Origin of the sequence: Streptomyces sp. NPDC058335 (assembly GCF_042723915.1) — a bacterium.
In the GTDB taxonomy this organism is placed as follows: domain Bacteria; phylum Actinomycetota; class Actinomycetes; order Streptomycetales; family Streptomycetaceae; genus Streptomyces.
The window spans coordinates 234,223-247,634 of sequence record NZ_JBHXHX010000009.1 but is presented as its reverse complement, the minus strand read 5'-3'; the positions used below and the strand labels follow the sequence as shown (position 1 = coordinate 247,634).

At 72.8% G+C, this 13,412-nt stretch carries 17 protein-coding genes, 1 tRNA gene and 1 pseudogene; 12 read left to right on the top strand and 7 right to left on the bottom strand.

Features of this window, described 5'->3' with window-relative positions; translation table 11 throughout:
- Positions 1-125 precede the first annotated feature (125 nt).
- From tdh to ACFWJX_RS20000, 7 genes are all read left to right on the top strand, one after another.
- A complete protein-coding gene (tdh, locus tag ACFWJX_RS20030) occupies positions 126-1,154 on the top strand; it encodes an L-threonine 3-dehydrogenase (RefSeq protein ID WP_383244676.1) in 1,029 nt (342 codons plus the stop codon).
- Positions 1,155-1,189: 35 nt separating this feature from the next.
- Positions 1,190-2,389 carry a glycine C-acetyltransferase gene (locus ACFWJX_RS20025; protein WP_383244673.1) on the top strand — a complete coding sequence of 400 codons (1,200 nt, stop codon included), beginning with the start codon at positions 1,190-1,192 and terminating at the stop codon, positions 2,387-2,389.
- Positions 2,390-2,425: 36 nt separating this feature from the next.
- Positions 2,426-3,328, top strand: coding sequence for a LysR family transcriptional regulator (locus tag ACFWJX_RS20020; protein ID WP_383244670.1), 903 nt, complete (start codon positions 2,426-2,428; stop codon positions 3,326-3,328).
- A 40-nt stretch (positions 3,329-3,368) separates the two neighbouring features.
- Complete coding sequence (locus tag ACFWJX_RS20015; protein ID WP_383244666.1) at positions 3,369-3,947, top strand: helix-turn-helix domain-containing protein; 579 nt, start codon at positions 3,369-3,371, stop codon at positions 3,945-3,947.
- On the top strand, positions 3,944-4,465 hold the full coding sequence (locus tag ACFWJX_RS20010; RefSeq protein ID WP_383244663.1) for a GNAT family N-acetyltransferase: 522 nt from the start codon (positions 3,944-3,946) through the stop codon (positions 4,463-4,465). The genes ACFWJX_RS20015 and ACFWJX_RS20010 overlap by 4 nt, the downstream gene beginning before the upstream one ends.
- 30 nt (positions 4,466-4,495) lie before the next feature.
- A complete protein-coding gene (locus ACFWJX_RS20005) occupies positions 4,496-4,861 on the top strand; it encodes an MmcQ/YjbR family DNA-binding protein (protein ID WP_383244660.1) in 366 nt (121 codons plus the stop codon).
- An 81-nt stretch (positions 4,862-4,942) separates the two neighbouring features.
- Positions 4,943-5,016: transfer RNA gene (locus ACFWJX_RS20000), tRNA-Pro, on the top strand.
- Positions 5,017-5,129: 113 nt separating this feature from the next.
- On the opposite strand, the gene ACFWJX_RS19995 is transcribed toward ACFWJX_RS20000, so the two are convergent.
- Positions 5,130-5,780: an endonuclease gene (locus tag ACFWJX_RS19995; RefSeq protein ID WP_383244657.1), complete on the bottom strand. Its 651-nt coding sequence runs from the start codon at positions 5,778-5,780 to the stop codon at positions 5,130-5,132.
- 109 nt (positions 5,781-5,889) lie between these two features.
- The gene (locus tag ACFWJX_RS19990) at positions 5,890-6,528 is read right to left on the bottom strand and encodes a DedA family protein (RefSeq protein ID WP_383245039.1); all 639 of its coding nucleotides are present in this window, start codon (positions 6,526-6,528) and stop codon (positions 5,890-5,892) included.
- A gap of 239 nt (positions 6,529-6,767) precedes the next feature.
- Here ACFWJX_RS19990 and ACFWJX_RS19985 point away from each other — a divergent pair.
- Positions 6,768-7,166 (top strand): annotated as a pseudogene (locus ACFWJX_RS19985) (ABC transporter ATP-binding protein); the annotation flags it as partial.
- Between the two features lie 177 nt (positions 7,167-7,343).
- On the opposite strand, the gene ACFWJX_RS19980 reads toward ACFWJX_RS19985, so the two are convergent.
- On the bottom strand, positions 7,344-7,730 hold the full coding sequence (locus tag ACFWJX_RS19980; protein ID WP_383245036.1) for a (2Fe-2S) ferredoxin domain-containing protein: 387 nt from the start codon (positions 7,728-7,730) through the stop codon (positions 7,344-7,346).
- Positions 7,731-7,776: 46 nt separating this feature from the next.
- A complete protein-coding gene (locus tag ACFWJX_RS19975; RefSeq protein WP_383244654.1) occupies positions 7,777-8,316 on the bottom strand; it encodes an NUDIX hydrolase family protein in 540 nt (179 codons plus the stop codon).
- A gap of 475 nt (positions 8,317-8,791) precedes the next feature.
- Here ACFWJX_RS19975 and ACFWJX_RS19970 point away from each other — a divergent pair, with 475 nt between their 5' ends.
- Complete coding sequence (locus tag ACFWJX_RS19970) at positions 8,792-9,661, top strand: Cof-type HAD-IIB family hydrolase (protein WP_383244651.1); 870 nt, start codon at positions 8,792-8,794, stop codon at positions 9,659-9,661.
- Between the two features lie 52 nt (positions 9,662-9,713).
- Entirely contained in the window at positions 9,714-9,905 is a 192-nt protein-coding gene (locus tag ACFWJX_RS19965) for a hypothetical protein (protein WP_383244648.1), read from the top strand.
- A 21-nt stretch (positions 9,906-9,926) separates the two neighbouring features.
- Here the strand turns inward: ACFWJX_RS19965 and ACFWJX_RS19960 are convergent, their stop codons facing one another.
- The 3 genes from ACFWJX_RS19960 to ACFWJX_RS19950 are packed head-to-tail and all read right to left on the bottom strand — an operon-like array spanning position 9,927 to position 11,028.
- Positions 9,927-10,259, bottom strand: a complete 333-nt coding sequence (locus tag ACFWJX_RS19960; RefSeq protein WP_383244645.1) for a DUF3140 domain-containing protein — start codon at positions 10,257-10,259, stop codon at positions 9,927-9,929.
- Positions 10,260-10,291: 32 nt separating this feature from the next.
- A complete protein-coding gene (locus tag ACFWJX_RS19955) occupies positions 10,292-10,774 on the bottom strand; it encodes a Dps family protein (protein ID WP_383244642.1) in 483 nt (160 codons plus the stop codon).
- Positions 10,771-11,028 (bottom strand): WhiB family transcriptional regulator, encoded by a 258-nt coding sequence (locus tag ACFWJX_RS19950; protein ID WP_383245034.1) that lies wholly within the window; start codon positions 11,026-11,028, stop codon positions 10,771-10,773. The genes ACFWJX_RS19955 and ACFWJX_RS19950 overlap by 4 nt, the downstream gene beginning before the upstream one ends.
- Before the next feature lie 188 nt (positions 11,029-11,216).
- Between ACFWJX_RS19950 and ACFWJX_RS19945 the strand changes: the two genes are divergently transcribed.
- On the top strand, positions 11,217-12,404 hold the full coding sequence (locus ACFWJX_RS19945) for a thiolase family protein (RefSeq protein ID WP_383244639.1): 1,188 nt from the start codon (positions 11,217-11,219) through the stop codon (positions 12,402-12,404).
- A gap of 175 nt (positions 12,405-12,579) precedes the next feature.
- Entirely contained in the window at positions 12,580-13,353 is a 774-nt protein-coding gene (locus ACFWJX_RS19940; RefSeq protein ID WP_383244636.1) for a sulfite exporter TauE/SafE family protein, read from the top strand.
- Positions 13,354-13,412: the final 59 nt, after the last annotated feature.

The following is a 13,412-nucleotide window of genomic DNA, read 5'->3' as shown; positions in this document are numbered from 1 at the left end:
AAGAAAGTCTCGATGGACCGCGGCGCCGCCGTACGGCAGATTGCTACCGGATTCCACCCCCCTTCCCCCGCCGCGGGCCGCTCCGGCATGCCCGGCGCGGGGGTCTCACCGTCAGGAGCCGTAGCGTGAAGGCGCTGGTCAAGGAGAAGGCGGAGCCAGGACTGTGGCTCGCGGACGTGCCGGAGCCCGCCGTCGGACCCGGTGACGTACTGATCAAGGTGCTGCATACCGGCATCTGCGGCACCGATCTGCACATCCGGTCCTGGGACGGCTGGGCGCGGCAGACGATCCGCACCCCCCTCGTCCTCGGGCACGAGTTCGTGGGCGAGGTCGTCGAGACCGGCCGGGACGTCGGCGACATCAAGGCCGGTGACCGGGTGAGCGGCGAGGGACACCTGGTCTGCGGCAGGTGCCGCAACTGCCTCGCCGGGCGACGCCACCTGTGCCGGGCCACCGTCGGGCTGGGCGTCGGCCGCGACGGCGCGTTCGCCGAGTACGTGACACTGCCCGCCGCCAACGTCTGGGTGCACCGTGTCCCGGTGGACCTCGACGTGGCGGCGATCTTCGACCCGTTCGGCAACGCCGTCCACACCGCGCTGTCCTTCCCGCTGGTCGGGGAGGACGTGCTGATCACCGGGGCCGGCCCGATCGGCCTGATGGCCGCCGCCGTCGCCCGGCACGCGGGCGCCCGCAACGTGGTCGTCACCGATGTCAGCGAGGAGCGCCTGGAACTCGCCCGCAAGATCGGCGCGAGCCTCGCCCTGAACGTCTCCCGCGCGACCATCGCCGACGGACAGCGTGAACTGGGCCTGCGCGAGGGCTTCGACATCGGCCTGGAGATGTCCGGCCGCCCCGAGGCGATGCGCGACATGATCGCCAACATGACGCACGGCGGCCGGATCGCCATGCTCGGCCTGCCCGCCGAGGAGTTCCCGGTCGACTGGGCCCGCATCGTCACCTCGATGATCACCATCAAGGGCATCTACGGCCGCGAGATGTTCGAGACCTGGTACGCGATGTCGGTCCTGCTGGAGGGCGGCCTCGACCTCGCCCCCGTGATCACCGGCCGCTACGGCTACCGCGACTTCGAGGCGGCGTTCGCCGACGCGGCGAGCGGCACCGGCGGCAAGGTCATCCTCGACTGGACCGCGTAACTCCCTTTCGGCGCAAGCACTCTAGGAGCTTCCCCATGTTCGACTCCGTGCGCGACGACCTGCGCGCCACCCTCGACGAGATCCGCGCCGCCGGCCTGCACAAGCCCGAGCGGGTCATCGGCAGCCCGCAGTCCAGGGCCGTCGCCGTCACCGCGGGCGGCCGGCCCGGCGAGGTCCTCAACTTCTGCGCCAACAACTACCTGGGCCTCGCCGACCACCCCGAGGTGATCGCCGCCGCCCACGAGGCCCTGGACCGCTGGGGCTACGGCATGGCGTCCGTGCGGTTCATCTGCGGCACCCAGGAGGTCCACAAGGAGCTGGAGGCGCGGCTGTCGGCGTTCCTCGGCCAGGAGGACACGATCCTGTACTCCTCCTGCTTCGACGCCAACGGCGGTGTCTTCGAGACGCTGCTCGGCCCCGAGGACGCGGTGATCTCCGACGCCCTCAACCACGCCTCCATCATCGACGGCATCCGGCTGTCCAAGGCCCGCCGCTTCCGCTACGCCAACCGTGATCTGGCAGACCTGGAACGGCAGTTGAAGGAGGCCGTCGAAGGGGGCGCCCGCCGCCGGCTGGTCGTCACCGACGGCGTCTTCTCCATGGACGGCTACGTCGCCCCCCTCGCCGAGATCTGCGACCTCGCCGACCGCTACGACGCGATGGTCATGGTCGACGACTCCCACGCCGTCGGCTTCGTCGGCCCCGGCGGCCGAGGCACCCCCGAGCTGCACGGCGTGATGGACCGCGTCGACATCATCACCGGCACCCTCGGCAAGGCGCTGGGCGGGGCGTCCGGCGGCTATGTCGCCGCCCGCGCCGAGATCGTGGCGCTCCTGCGCCAGCGCTCCCGCCCCTACCTGTTCTCCAACACCCTCGCGCCGGTCATCGCCGCCGCCTCCCTCAAGGTCCTCGACCTGCTGGAGTCGGCCGACGACCTGCGGCTCCGGCTGGCCGAGAACACCGCCCTGTTCCGCCGCCGGATGACGGACGAGGGCTTCGACGTCCTCCCCGGCGACCACGCCATCGCGCCCGTGATGATCGGTGACGCGGCGCGGGCGAGCCGGATGGCGGAGCTGCTGCTGGAGCGCGGGGTGTACGTGATCGGCTTCTCCTACCCGGTCGTCCCGCAGGGCCGGGCCCGCATCCGGGTCCAGCTGTCCGCCGCGCACTCCACGGCCGACGTCGACCGTGCCGTGGACGCCTTCGTGGCGGCGCGGGCGGAACTGGAGGCCTGAGCCGGCCACCCCGGACATATTGCGATAATCGATCCCATGATCGAAGCGCGGCGGCTCCACATCCTCCGTGCGGTGGCCGACCACCGCACGGTGACGGCGGCTGCCGCCGCGCTGTACCTCACCCCGTCCGCGGTCTCCCAGCAGCTCACCGCCCTGGAACAGGAGACCGGCCACCGCCTGGTGGAGCGCGGGGCCAGGGGGGTACGCCTCACCCCGGCCGGCGAGATCCTGCTCACCCACACCCACGCGGTCCTCGCCCAGCTGGAGCGGGCGGAGGCGGAACTCGCCGCCTACGACGCGGGCACGGCAGGCACGGTCACCGTCGCCGCCTTCGCGACCGGCATCGCCCTGGTCGTCGCGCCCGCCGTGGCCCGGCTCGCCGGCACCGACCCGGGGATCCGGATCCGTGTCCAGGACGCCGAGGGCGACGCCAGCCTGCCGATGGTCCTCGACCGGCAGGTCGACATCGCCGTGGCCGTCGAGTACCGCGGGGCACCCGCCGCCGACGACCCGCGCCTCGCGCACGTCCCGCTCTACGCCGAGCCCTTCGACGCGGTCGTCCCGGTCACCCACCGCCTCGCCGGGTGCGCCGAGGTGCCGCTGGCCGAGCTGGCCAAGGATCCGTGGATCGGTCCCTATCCCGGCAACCCCTGCCACGACGTGGTCGTCCTGGCCTGCGAGCACGCCGGCTTCCAGCCCCGCCTGGAGCACTCCTCGGACGACTTCCGCGCCGTCGTGGCGCTGGCCTCGGCCGACGCGGGCGTGGCGCTGGTGCCGCGCTCGGCGCTGCGCGGCATGGACCTGACCGGCGTGGTCGTCCGCCCGGTCGACGGGGCGGCCCCTACCCGCCGCGTCTTCGCGGCCGTACGCCGCGGGGCGGAGGAGCATCCACTGATCCGCCCGGTGCTGGACGCGCTGGAAGAGGTCACGCCGACCTGAGCCTCCGATGCTGTTTCATATCTGGGATAACATCCCGAATATGAAACAGTCTGTCGAGGACGAGGTCGACGCCCGGCTGGCCGCCCGCCTGGCCGAGCTGCGCGCCGAGCGCGGCTGGTCGCTGGGGGAGCTGGCCGAGCGCAGCGGGGTGAGCCGCTCCACCCTGTCCCGCGCCGAGCGCGCCGAGATCAGCCCGACCGCCGCCCTGCTCAACCGCCTGTGCCATGTCTACGGCCGGACCATGTCCCGGCTGCTCAGCGAGGTCGAGGCGGATGCCGGGCCGGTCCCGCTGGTGCGGGCCGGTGAGCAGGGCGTCTGGGAGGACCGCGCCTCCGGGTTCGTCCGGCGGTCCGTGTCGCCGCCGCACCCGGGACTGCGCGGCGAACTCGTCGAGGGCCGGCTCGCCGTGGGCGCCGACCTCGCCTACGACCGGCCGCCCGTGCCCGGCCTGGAACAGCACATCTGGGTCCTGGAGGGCGCCCTCGCGGTCACGGCGCAGGACGTGGAGCACCGCCTGGACGCCGGTGACTGCCTGCGGCTGCGGGTGTGGGGACCGACGAGGTTCCGGTGCGCGGGGGCCGAGGAGGCGCGGTACGTGCTGGCGGTGGTGCTGCCATGACGGCGACCGGGCTCGACGCCGCCGGACTCCTCGGCCGCGCGGGGGAGCTGGCCGACCTGCTGGTCGACACGGTGGCCGGCGGTGCCTCCGTCGGCTTCCTCACCCCGCTCGACCGTACGGACGCCCTTGCCTGGTGGGAGGGGCGCGCGGCCGGGGTCGCCGCCGGGCACCTGGCGGTCTGGGTGGCCCTGGACGGCGACCGGGTCACCGGGACCGTCACCCTGGCGTTCCCCGACAAGCCCAACAGTCGCCACCGCGCCGAACTCGTCAAGCTCATGGTCCACCGGGACGCCCGGGGGCAGGGCCTGGGCCGTCGGCTCCTGACCACGGCCGAGGAGGCCGCCGCCGCGGCCGGTGTCACCCTGCTGCACCTCGACACCGAGACCGACAGCCCAGCCGAACACCTCTACCGCACGGCTGGATGGACGAGAGCGGGCATCATCCCCGACTACGCAGCCGACCCGTCCGGTGTCCTGCGCCCGACGACCCTCTACTACAAACACCTCGCCGCGCGGTGACTGTCAGTGTCTGCCGCTACCGTGCGAAGCATGCCGGACGCCGAAGACGTACGCCGTGTCGCCCTGTCCCTGCCGGACACGACGGAGAAGACCGCCTGGAGCATGCCCACGTTCCGGGTCGCGGGAAAGATGTTCGCCACCCTGCCCGAGGACGAGACCTCCCTCGCGGTGCGCTGCCCCAAGGAGGAGCGCGACGAGCTGGCCCTCGCCGAACCGCGGAAGTTCTGGATCGCCGACCACGAGGCCCAGTTCGCCTGGGTCCGGGTCCGGCTGGCCGCCCTGGAGGACGAGGCCGAGCTGAGGGACATCCTCGCCGACTCCTGGCGCCAGGCCGCCCCGGCCCACCTGCTGGAGACGCATCCGGGACTGGGGGTGCCGGGGGAGGGAGCGCCGTAAAGGCGTGCGCGATCACCGACCCGAGTGCGGTATTGTTTCCCTGCGGGTCCGGCCGGGCGAAACCCCAGGTCAGACGGGCAGCGGGACGTGGCGCAGCTTGGTAGCGCACTTGACTGGGGGTCAAGGGGTCGCAGGTTCAAATCCTGTCGTCCCGACTTTACGAAGTCGGATCAGAGGCCGTCCTTCTCAGCGATGAGGAGGCGGTCTCTGTCGTGTCCGAGCGGCGGCCATGGCGCGAGGCCGGCCGGCGGCCGGTCGTCGTGCGGGGTCAGCCGGCCTTGGCGAGCACCTCGTCGACCAGCTTCTTGTCCAGTGCGGCCCGCACCAACGCCGCGGCGAGTTCGGCCGGTTCGATGGGCCCTGCTCCCTTCACCAGTTGGTCCGGCTCGTCCGGGAGGCCGAGCCGGCGCGCGCCGTCCAGGGCCTTCGCGTCGATGTACGGTGCCGCCTCCGGCCAGACGCTCTGGACCTCGCGCAGGAAGATGTCCGCTCCGGTGGGCCCGATCCCCGTCACCTCCTGGAGCAGGCGGCGCAGGCGGGAGACGTCCCCGTCGGCTTCCTCCCGCAGGCGTCGCAGGTCACTGCCCCACCGCTCGATCAACAGCTCGGCCGCCTCGCCCAGTTGGGCCGCCGTGCGTTCGTCGTAGCGCCGGTAGCCGCCGCGGCCCAGGGCGTCGACCCGCTGCTGCCAGGTCGCTTCGGCCATGCTTCGGGGGTCGCGCATGCCCGCGTCGTACAGGGCGCGGGTTGCCGCGACGGCGGTGGAGGCGCGGATACGTGCGCTGAGCAGGTGGGCCAGGACCAGGGTGCGGTACAGCGGCTGCGGGGTGTTCGTCAGCCGGATGCCCGCCTCCTCCGCGTAGGTGCGGCCGTAAGAGGAGACGAGTTCCTTGATGACGTGCTGCTGCTTGTCGCTCATGGTGCGAGCCCGTCCTCGGCCTGGGAGTGAGAGCCCTCAGAGCCCCTCTGCGTGACGAGTGCCCGCGGTAAACGGGAAGAAACCGTACAAAGCCGGGGTGGGCCCCTGCTCACCGCGAGGGCGACCGCCGGTCGCGCCGTGCGCGGCGAGCCTCCACCAGCACGGGCAGCAGGGAGAGCGCGACGACCACGGCGACGAGCGGCAGCAGATAGGCCTCGATGTGGGGAACGGACGAGCCGAGGGTGTACCCGGCCAGGACGAGACTCTGCGACCAGAGCAGGCCGCCGACGGCCTGCCAGACGGTGAAGGTTCGCGTGGGCACACCGAGCGCACCGGCCGCCGGGTGCAGCACCGTCCGCAGCATCGGGACGAAGCGGCCGATCACGAGGGCCTTGCCGTAGCCGTAGCGGGCCAGGAGCTTCTCCGCCCGTGTCATGCCCTCTTCCAGGCGCCGGTTCGAGGTGCGGGCCAGCAGCGCCCGCCCGCCGCGCCGCCCGAGCAGGAACCCGATCTGCGCGCCCGCCACGGCGCCGACGGCCGCGCACACCAGCACCTGCCACAGCTCCAGCCGTGGCGCCTGGTGGCCGCTCCCCGCGCACAGCACGCCGGCCGGGAGGAGCAGCGCGTCACCGGGCAGGAAGAAGCCGATCACCAGCAGGCCCGACTCCGCGAAGATCACCACCAGCACGCCCAGGGCGCCGAAGGCGGCCAGCAGCGAGGCGCTGTCCATCGGATTGACGGCGATCACGGTCATCGCCTCCCGGCCGTTCGCGTCGAGCCGTCGTCGTCGAGCCGTTGTCACCGGTCCCGCCGACCGGGTTCCCTGTCCTCGCACATCCAGTGGACGTGGCGCTGCCGGAGATTTTCGGGGAGCGCACAGGCGTACCCGTGCCGTCCGGTGCGTACATCCTCGGACTCCGTCGGAGCCGTCGCGGGACAGTGCGAAGGCCGGCCCGGCCGGTTGCCGGACGACCGCACGGGCTGGGGATGGGACCGTCTGCATCGCGCGAGGTCATGCCCGGCAAGGGCTCCGTACTGCTCGCACTTGGTTGCTACGGACGGGAGTCGGCCCGCCTTCCGGTGGCTGACCGTTCCCGCCATGCTGTTGCCGGCGCTCGGCAACAGCGGCATCAACCACCTCGCTCCGCCGGTCGTCGCCAAGCTCGTCGGGCGGCTCGCGGGTGACCCGGACATCGGGGTCGGCCCGGCGTTGCCGTATGTGCTCGGCCTCGCCGGTGTGCTGCTGGCCGCGGAGGCGCTGTGGCGGGCCGGGCCGCACTGTCCGAACCGTCTCGACGCGCTCGGCATCGAGCATCCGTACGTGATCGGCATGGACGGGCTGTTCGCCAAGGAAGCCGCTCCTTCCACGACGACTTCGCCGGGTCGCCCTGGACCGCGGACGGATCGTCGAGCAGGGCAGCCACCAGGAACTGCCGGCGTCGCGGGGCGCCTACGCCGAGCCGTGGCAGCACCAGTCGGGCGGCTTCCTCGACGACAGCCCGACGCGGGCGGCCGGCCTGCTCTGAGCGGCGGGCGCTCCGGACCACCCGCCCGGCCGACTGATCACCTGCGGGTGCGGGCCGGGCGGGGTGGGTTGATGAACTGGAGTTCCAGGGTGGCCGACGGCGCGGCGACGCCCGGACCGCCCGCCGCCGCCCAGGACAGGATGTCCTCGGTGCAGTCGTCGTCCATGGCGAAACCGACCCAGGTGGCACGGCCGCCCGCCCGGCGGCCCGCGCCGGACGGCTGGACGACGATCACGTTCGCCTGGTCGCACGGGCCCAGACAGTCGGTCGTACGGACCTCGAAGCCGCCCGCCGACGCGGCGGCCGCCGCGCGCAGGCGCTCCAGTTGCCAGGCGTGGTCGTAGCCGGGGTGCTTGCGGGCGTCGCCGCAGCAGCAGCCCCGGCAGACCACGAGGGTGCAGGGCCTGCGTGCGGCGGCGCCGATCGACACCACGCGCTGGGCCGGCAGGGCGGTACGGCGTCCCACGCCGTCAGGACGCCGACTGGCCGACGTGGGCCAGCGCCTGCCGTACCAGGAAGCCGTGTCCGCCCGGCATCTCGGTCTGCACCTCGGGCGAGACCGCCTCCTGCGGGTCGAACCACACCAGGTCCAGGGCGTCCTGCCGGGGCCGGCAGTCACCGGTCACCGGCACGATGTACGCCAGCGACACCGCGTGCTGACGCGGGTCGTGGTACGGCGTGATGCCCTGTGTCGGGAAGTACTCCGCGACCGTGAAGGGCTGGAGGGACGCCGGGACGCGGGGCAGCGCCATGGGGCCGAGGTCCTTCTCCAGGTGCCGCAGCAGCGCGTCGCGGACCCGCTCGTGGTGCAGGACGCGGCCCGAGACCAGGGTCCGGCTGACGTTGCCGTCCGGTCCTATCCGGAGCAGCAGGCCGATCTTGGTGACTTCGCCGCTGTCGTCGACGCGCACGGGCACGGCCTCGACGTACAGGATCGGCATGCGGGAGCGAGCGGATTCGAGTTCGTCCTGGCTCAGCCAGCCGGGCGTGGTATCGGTCAAGTCAGACATTGCTTGATCATACTTTCAGTCCGTCGGGAAGCCGGTAGACCCGGCGGGCGTCGGCACCGCAGGCGTCGGAGCCGTGGAGCGGTTCGCGGAACGGTGTGATCTCCAGCGTCTCCTCCAGGACCGTCCGCGCCGGCAGTGCAGAAGGATCGTTCCCGCGGTGAGGGCCGGCCAGTCCGCCGGACGGGCCGGACCCACCCGGTGCGGGCGGATGCCGTTGCCGCCGCAGCCGGTGTGCGGCTGATCCGGTCGACGGGCGCCCGGGTACACCGTGGGCTGCGCCGGGGACGTCCCTGACCGGCGCGGCCCACGCGTGCGGGACGCGCCCCTGGAGGCCGATGTGACCGCCCTTGCCGATCCCCTGCCCGGCGGCCGCCCCGGCGACGTGGAACGGGCGGGACGCGCCCCCGGGCCCGAGGCCGGCTCCGGGGCCCCCGGTAGGGTGACAATCCGGTCACCCCCGTACAGGAAGCAGGACATGCCCTACTCCCACGCCCCTCAGCTGACCGCTCCCGAGCCGTCGGCCGGCAGTGCCGACATCCGTCTCGTCGTCACCGACATGGACGGCACGCTGCTCGACGACGACAAGCGGACACCCGACGGGCTCTGGGAGGTCCTCGCGCTGCTGCGGGAGCGGGGCGTGCTGTTCAGCCCCGCCAGCGGCCGGCAGTACGCCACGCTGGCGCGGGAGTTCGCCGAGGTCGCCGACGGCATGGTCTTCATAGCGGAGAACGGCACCTACGTCGTCCGCGACGGCGAGGAACTCAGCTCCGACCCGCTGGACCCCGCCGTGGTCACCCGCGTCGTCGAGGCCGTACGGAGGCTCGTGGCGGGCGGTGCCGACGTCGGGGCCGTCGTCTGCGGGAAGCGGTCCGCCTACGTCGAGCGGGCCGACGAGGCCTTCCTGGCCGAGGTCGGCCGCTACTACCTGAGCCACCAGGTCGTCGAGGACGCCGCCGCCGTCGAGGACGACGTCATCAAGGTCGCCCTGTTCGACTTCGGGTCGGTCGAGGAGAGCACCGCGCCGGCCCTCGCGCCGTTCGCGGACACCCACCAGGTCGTCGTCTCCGGCGAACACTGGGTCGACGTCATGAACCGCACCGCAAACAAGGGTGCCGCCCTGCGCCGGCTCCAGCGGGAGCTGGGCATCACGCCCGCGCAGACCGTCGTGTTCGGCGACTACCTGAACGACCTGGAGATGCTGGACGCCGCCGACTGGTCCTTCGCCATGGCCAACGCCCATCCCGAGGTCGTCCGGCGGGCCCGCCACCGGGCCCCCTCCAACAACGACAACGGGGTCCTGCGCACCCTGGTCCGCCTCCTCGACCTGCCGGTGACCGGACTCTGACCGGCGTCCTCAGGACGCCGGCCGGACGTGGCCGCACTGCGACTACTGGTACGTGACCTCGACGCCGGCCGAGGTGTGGGAGGCGTCGCCGGGCCAGGCACTGGCGCGGACGAAGATCGATGCGGTGCCCGGCGACCACAGCCCGCTGTCCGCCCCGGACCTGTCGGTGGTCGTGACGGGTGTGCGGACGCTCGTGGCCGCGGCCCTGAGCCGCCGCCGCGCGGGGGTCAGGCCCAAGGCCTGAGCGAGACCGGGCTGACCGGGCTCAGGGCTTGAGCGGATCGTGGCCCAGCGTCATCAGCCGGTGGCGCAGGGCGGTGTCCTCGGCCGCGGGCTCGTCCGCCATGTCGGTCCGGTCGGCGACCGTGTCCACCACCTGCCGCATCACGCGGAGGTCGTCCTCCGTGAGGTCGGTGCGCCGTTTCTGGAGGATGGCCAGCACATGCCGGCCGGTCGGGGAGCCCGCCTCGTCGGGCAGTGCCTCGGTGGTCTCGTCGGCGTCGCGCACCCGGAGCCAGGCGGCCAGCTCCTGCGAGGTCATGTTCACCACGCGGTGGAAGTCCTCCCAGAGCGCGTCGAGTTCGAGGGCGTCGGTCATGGCATGCCCTTCCGTCGTTGTCGTGCAGGCGGTCAGCTCTCGCGCGGCCAGTTCTCCGCCTCGAACATCCACCGCTGCTTCTCCAGCTCGGCGGTGATGCCGATCAGCAGGTCCTGGGTGACCGGGTCGGGCTGCGCGGTCGCGTCGATGCGTTCCCGCAGCCGGCCGATGGCCGCGCCCAGTGTCTCCGCGATCACCTCGACCACGTCCTCGTCGCGCAGCCAGCCGTCCTTCGGGGCGGGCAGCGTGAACGCCGAGGCGATCGTCTCCGGTCGGCCGTCCGGCGGCAGGCCGAGGGCGGCGGCGCGCTCGGCGACCGTGTCGGCGTACGAGCGGGCCATGGAGACCACCTCGTCGAGCTGGAGATGGATCGAGCGGAAGCGGGGGCCGACGATGTTCCAGTGCGCCTGCTTCCCGATCAGGGAGATCCCCAGCAGATCGACCAGGGTGTTCTGGAGGGCGTCGAAGGTGACCTGACGGGCCGGTTCGGGGAGCGGACTCTTCACGACTGTCATACGGAGGTCCTCCTTCTCACGTCATCTCGTGCGGTACGGAGCAGGCCGGCACGTTCCGCCTCACCGGTCCCGCCCCACACCCCGGACGTCTGCCCGCTGACGAGGGCGTAGTCCAGGCAGTCGGCGGTCACCGGGCAGCGGGCGCACACCCGCTTCGCGTCCGCGATCTCCCGCAGGGCCGGTCCGGACGTGCCCACCGGGAAGAACAGTTCGGGATCCTCACCGACGCAGGCGGCACTGCGCAACCACTCCATGGGGGCGCGGGTGCCCAGCTCGAATCGCCGCAAACACGGCTCGCGGCGGGGTGGGGACACGGCTCCGGGGACCTTCCCAGGGGACCTGGCCGCGGTCTATAGTCCGAAACTAGCAGTGCTAATTAATCTGTCGATCCCCAGCTGATCTTCCGGTCCACAGCGTCGTCGTCGGTCAGGAGACCCCAGTCGTGCGTCCCGTCCACTTCGCGGCCGCCCGCCGCACCCCCATCGGAAAGCTGCGCGGCGCCCTGTCCGCCGTCCGTCCCGACGACCTCGCCGCCGCCGTCATCCGCGGCCTGGTCGCCGACCTGCCCGCGCTCGACCCCGCCCTGATCGACGACGTGTACTGGGGCGCCGCCAACCAGGCAGGCGAGGACAACCGCAACGTCGCCCGCATGGCCGCCCTGCTCGCCGGACTCCCCGAGACCGTGCCCGGCGCCACGGTGAACCGGCTGTGCGCCTCGGGCATGGAGGCCGTCACCGCCGCGGCCCGCACGATCGCCGCGGGCGAGGCCGAGATCGTGCTCGCGGGCGGCTCCGAGTCGATGAGCCGCGCCCCCTTCGTGCTCGCCCGCCCCGACGAGGCCCTCCCGCACCGCGTGGAGACCGTCGACACCCGGCTCGGCTGGCGCCTGGTCAACCCCGCCATGCAGGACCTCCACGGCCTGCTGTCGATGGGCGAGACCGCCGAGGAGGTCGCCGAGCGGTACGGCATCCCCCGCGAGCGCCAGGACGACTTCGCGCTCCGCAGCCACCGACGCGCCGCGCTGGCCCGCAAGAACGGCCACTTCGACGACGAACTCCTGCCCGTACGGCGCCCGGACGGCGTGGTCGTCGACGCCGACGAGTGCATCCGTGACGACACCTCCCACGACAGGCTCGCCGCGCTGAAACCCGTCTTCCGGCAGGGCGGCACGGTCACCGCGGGCAACGCCTCCCCGATGAACGACGGCGCCGCCGGTCTCCTCCTGGTCAGCGAGGAGGCCCTGAACGCCCTGGGCCTGGAATCCCTCGGCCGTTACGTCGCCGGCGCCTCCGCCGGTGTCCACCCCGACGTGATGGGCATCGGCCCGGTCCCCGCGACCCGCAAGGCGCTCGACCGCGCCGGGTGGAGCGTCGGCGACCTCCAGGAGGCGGAGTTCAACGAGGCGTTCGCCGCGCAGGCGCTGGCCTGCGTGGACCAGCTGGGCATCGACCCCGAGCTGGTCAACCCCAGCGGCGGCGCGATCGCCCTCGGCCATCCGCTCGGCTGCTCCGGGGCCCGCATCCTCACCACCCTGCTGCACCGGATGCGGCGCACAGGGGCGGAGCGGGGCCTGGCGACGATGTGCGTCGGCGTGGGGCAGGGGAGCGCGGTGCTGGTGGAGCGGCACTAGGGTCTGGCGCACCTTCCCGTCGTCCGCCCGGAGGGCGGGGAGGTGCAGGCGTCGCTGGGCGGACGGGAACGTGACGACAGCCCCCAGGACGCCGGGACCGCAGCGGCGTTCGCGGAGCCATCAGGCGAGACCGCCTCACCGGGGCCCGTTAGGTGTGCGTAGCATCGGTTCCCGCATGAACACGATGACGTTGTGGCACATCACCGGCTGGGAGTTCGCCGTCCTCGCCCTCGCGGCCCTGCTGGTCGGCTTCTCCAAGACGGCCGTCAGCGGGGCCAACACGGTCAGCCTGGCGATCTTCGCCGCGGTCCTGCCCGCCCGCGCCTCCACCGGCGTCCTGCTGCCGATCCTGATCGCCGGGGACGTGCTGGCCGTCCTCACCTACCGCCGGCACGCCCACTGGCCCACGTTGTGGCGGCTGTTCCCGGCGGTCGCGGCCGGTGTCGTCGTCGGCACGCTGTTCCTGATGTGGGCCGACGACGCGGCCGTCCGCACCTCGATCGGCGCGATCCTGCTGTTCATGGCCGGGGTCACGGTGTGGCGGCGGCGCACCGCGGAGGCGGCCGACGACCCCGACGCCGTGGTCACCCGCGCCGGCCGCCTGAAGGCCCGCTCCTACGGCGTCCTCGGCGGCTTCACCACGATGGTCGCCAACGCGGGCGGCCCGGTGATGTCGATGTACCTGCTCTCGGCCGGCTTCCGCAAACTCGGCTTCCTCGGCACCTCAGCGTTCTTCTTCCTCATCGTGAACGTCTCGAAGGTGCCGTTCAGCGTGGGCCTCGGCCTGATCGACGGCAGCTCGCTGCTCCTGGACGCCGCGCTCGTCGCGTTCGTCGTCCCCGGCGCGCTGCTCGGCCGGTGGGCGGTGCACCGCATCAACCAGCGGCTGTTCGAACGGCTCGTCATCGCGGCGACGGTGGTGGGCGGCGTCCAGCTGCTGGTGCGCTGACCGCCCTCCGTACGGGGACGACAACACCGGTCCCCCCGCCCCCCCGGCCCGCCCACCTC

Coding starts and splice junctions, on each gene's coding strand:
- ACFWJX_RS20025 (WP_383244673.1), top strand. CDS start 1,190: ATGTTCGACTCCGTGCGCGACGACCTGCGCGCCACCCTCGACGAGATC.
- ACFWJX_RS20020 (WP_383244670.1), top strand. CDS start 2,426: ATGATCGAAGCGCGGCGGCTCCACATCCTCCGTGCGGTGGCCGACCAC.
- ACFWJX_RS20015 (WP_383244666.1), top strand. CDS start 3,369: ATGAAACAGTCTGTCGAGGACGAGGTCGACGCCCGGCTGGCCGCCCGC.
- ACFWJX_RS20010 (WP_383244663.1), top strand. CDS start 3,944: ATGACGGCGACCGGGCTCGACGCCGCCGGACTCCTCGGCCGCGCGGGG.
- ACFWJX_RS20005 (WP_383244660.1), top strand. CDS start 4,496: ATGCCGGACGCCGAAGACGTACGCCGTGTCGCCCTGTCCCTGCCGGAC.
- ACFWJX_RS19995 (WP_383244657.1), bottom strand. CDS start 5,780: ATGAGCGACAAGCAGCAGCACGTCATCAAGGAACTCGTCTCCTCTTAC.
- ACFWJX_RS19975 (WP_383244654.1), bottom strand. CDS start 8,316: ATGTCTGACTTGACCGATACCACGCCCGGCTGGCTGAGCCAGGACGAA.
- ACFWJX_RS19970 (WP_383244651.1), top strand. CDS start 8,792: ATGCCCTACTCCCACGCCCCTCAGCTGACCGCTCCCGAGCCGTCGGCC.
- ACFWJX_RS19960 (WP_383244645.1), bottom strand. CDS start 10,259: ATGACCGACGCCCTCGAACTCGACGCGCTCTGGGAGGACTTCCACCGC.
- ACFWJX_RS19955 (WP_383244642.1), bottom strand. CDS start 10,774: ATGACAGTCGTGAAGAGTCCGCTCCCCGAACCGGCCCGTCAGGTCACC.
- ACFWJX_RS19950 (WP_383245034.1), bottom strand. CDS start 11,028: ATGGAGTGGTTGCGCAGTGCCGCCTGCGTCGGTGAGGATCCCGAACTG.
- ACFWJX_RS19940 (WP_383244636.1), top strand. CDS start 12,580: ATGAACACGATGACGTTGTGGCACATCACCGGCTGGGAGTTCGCCGTC.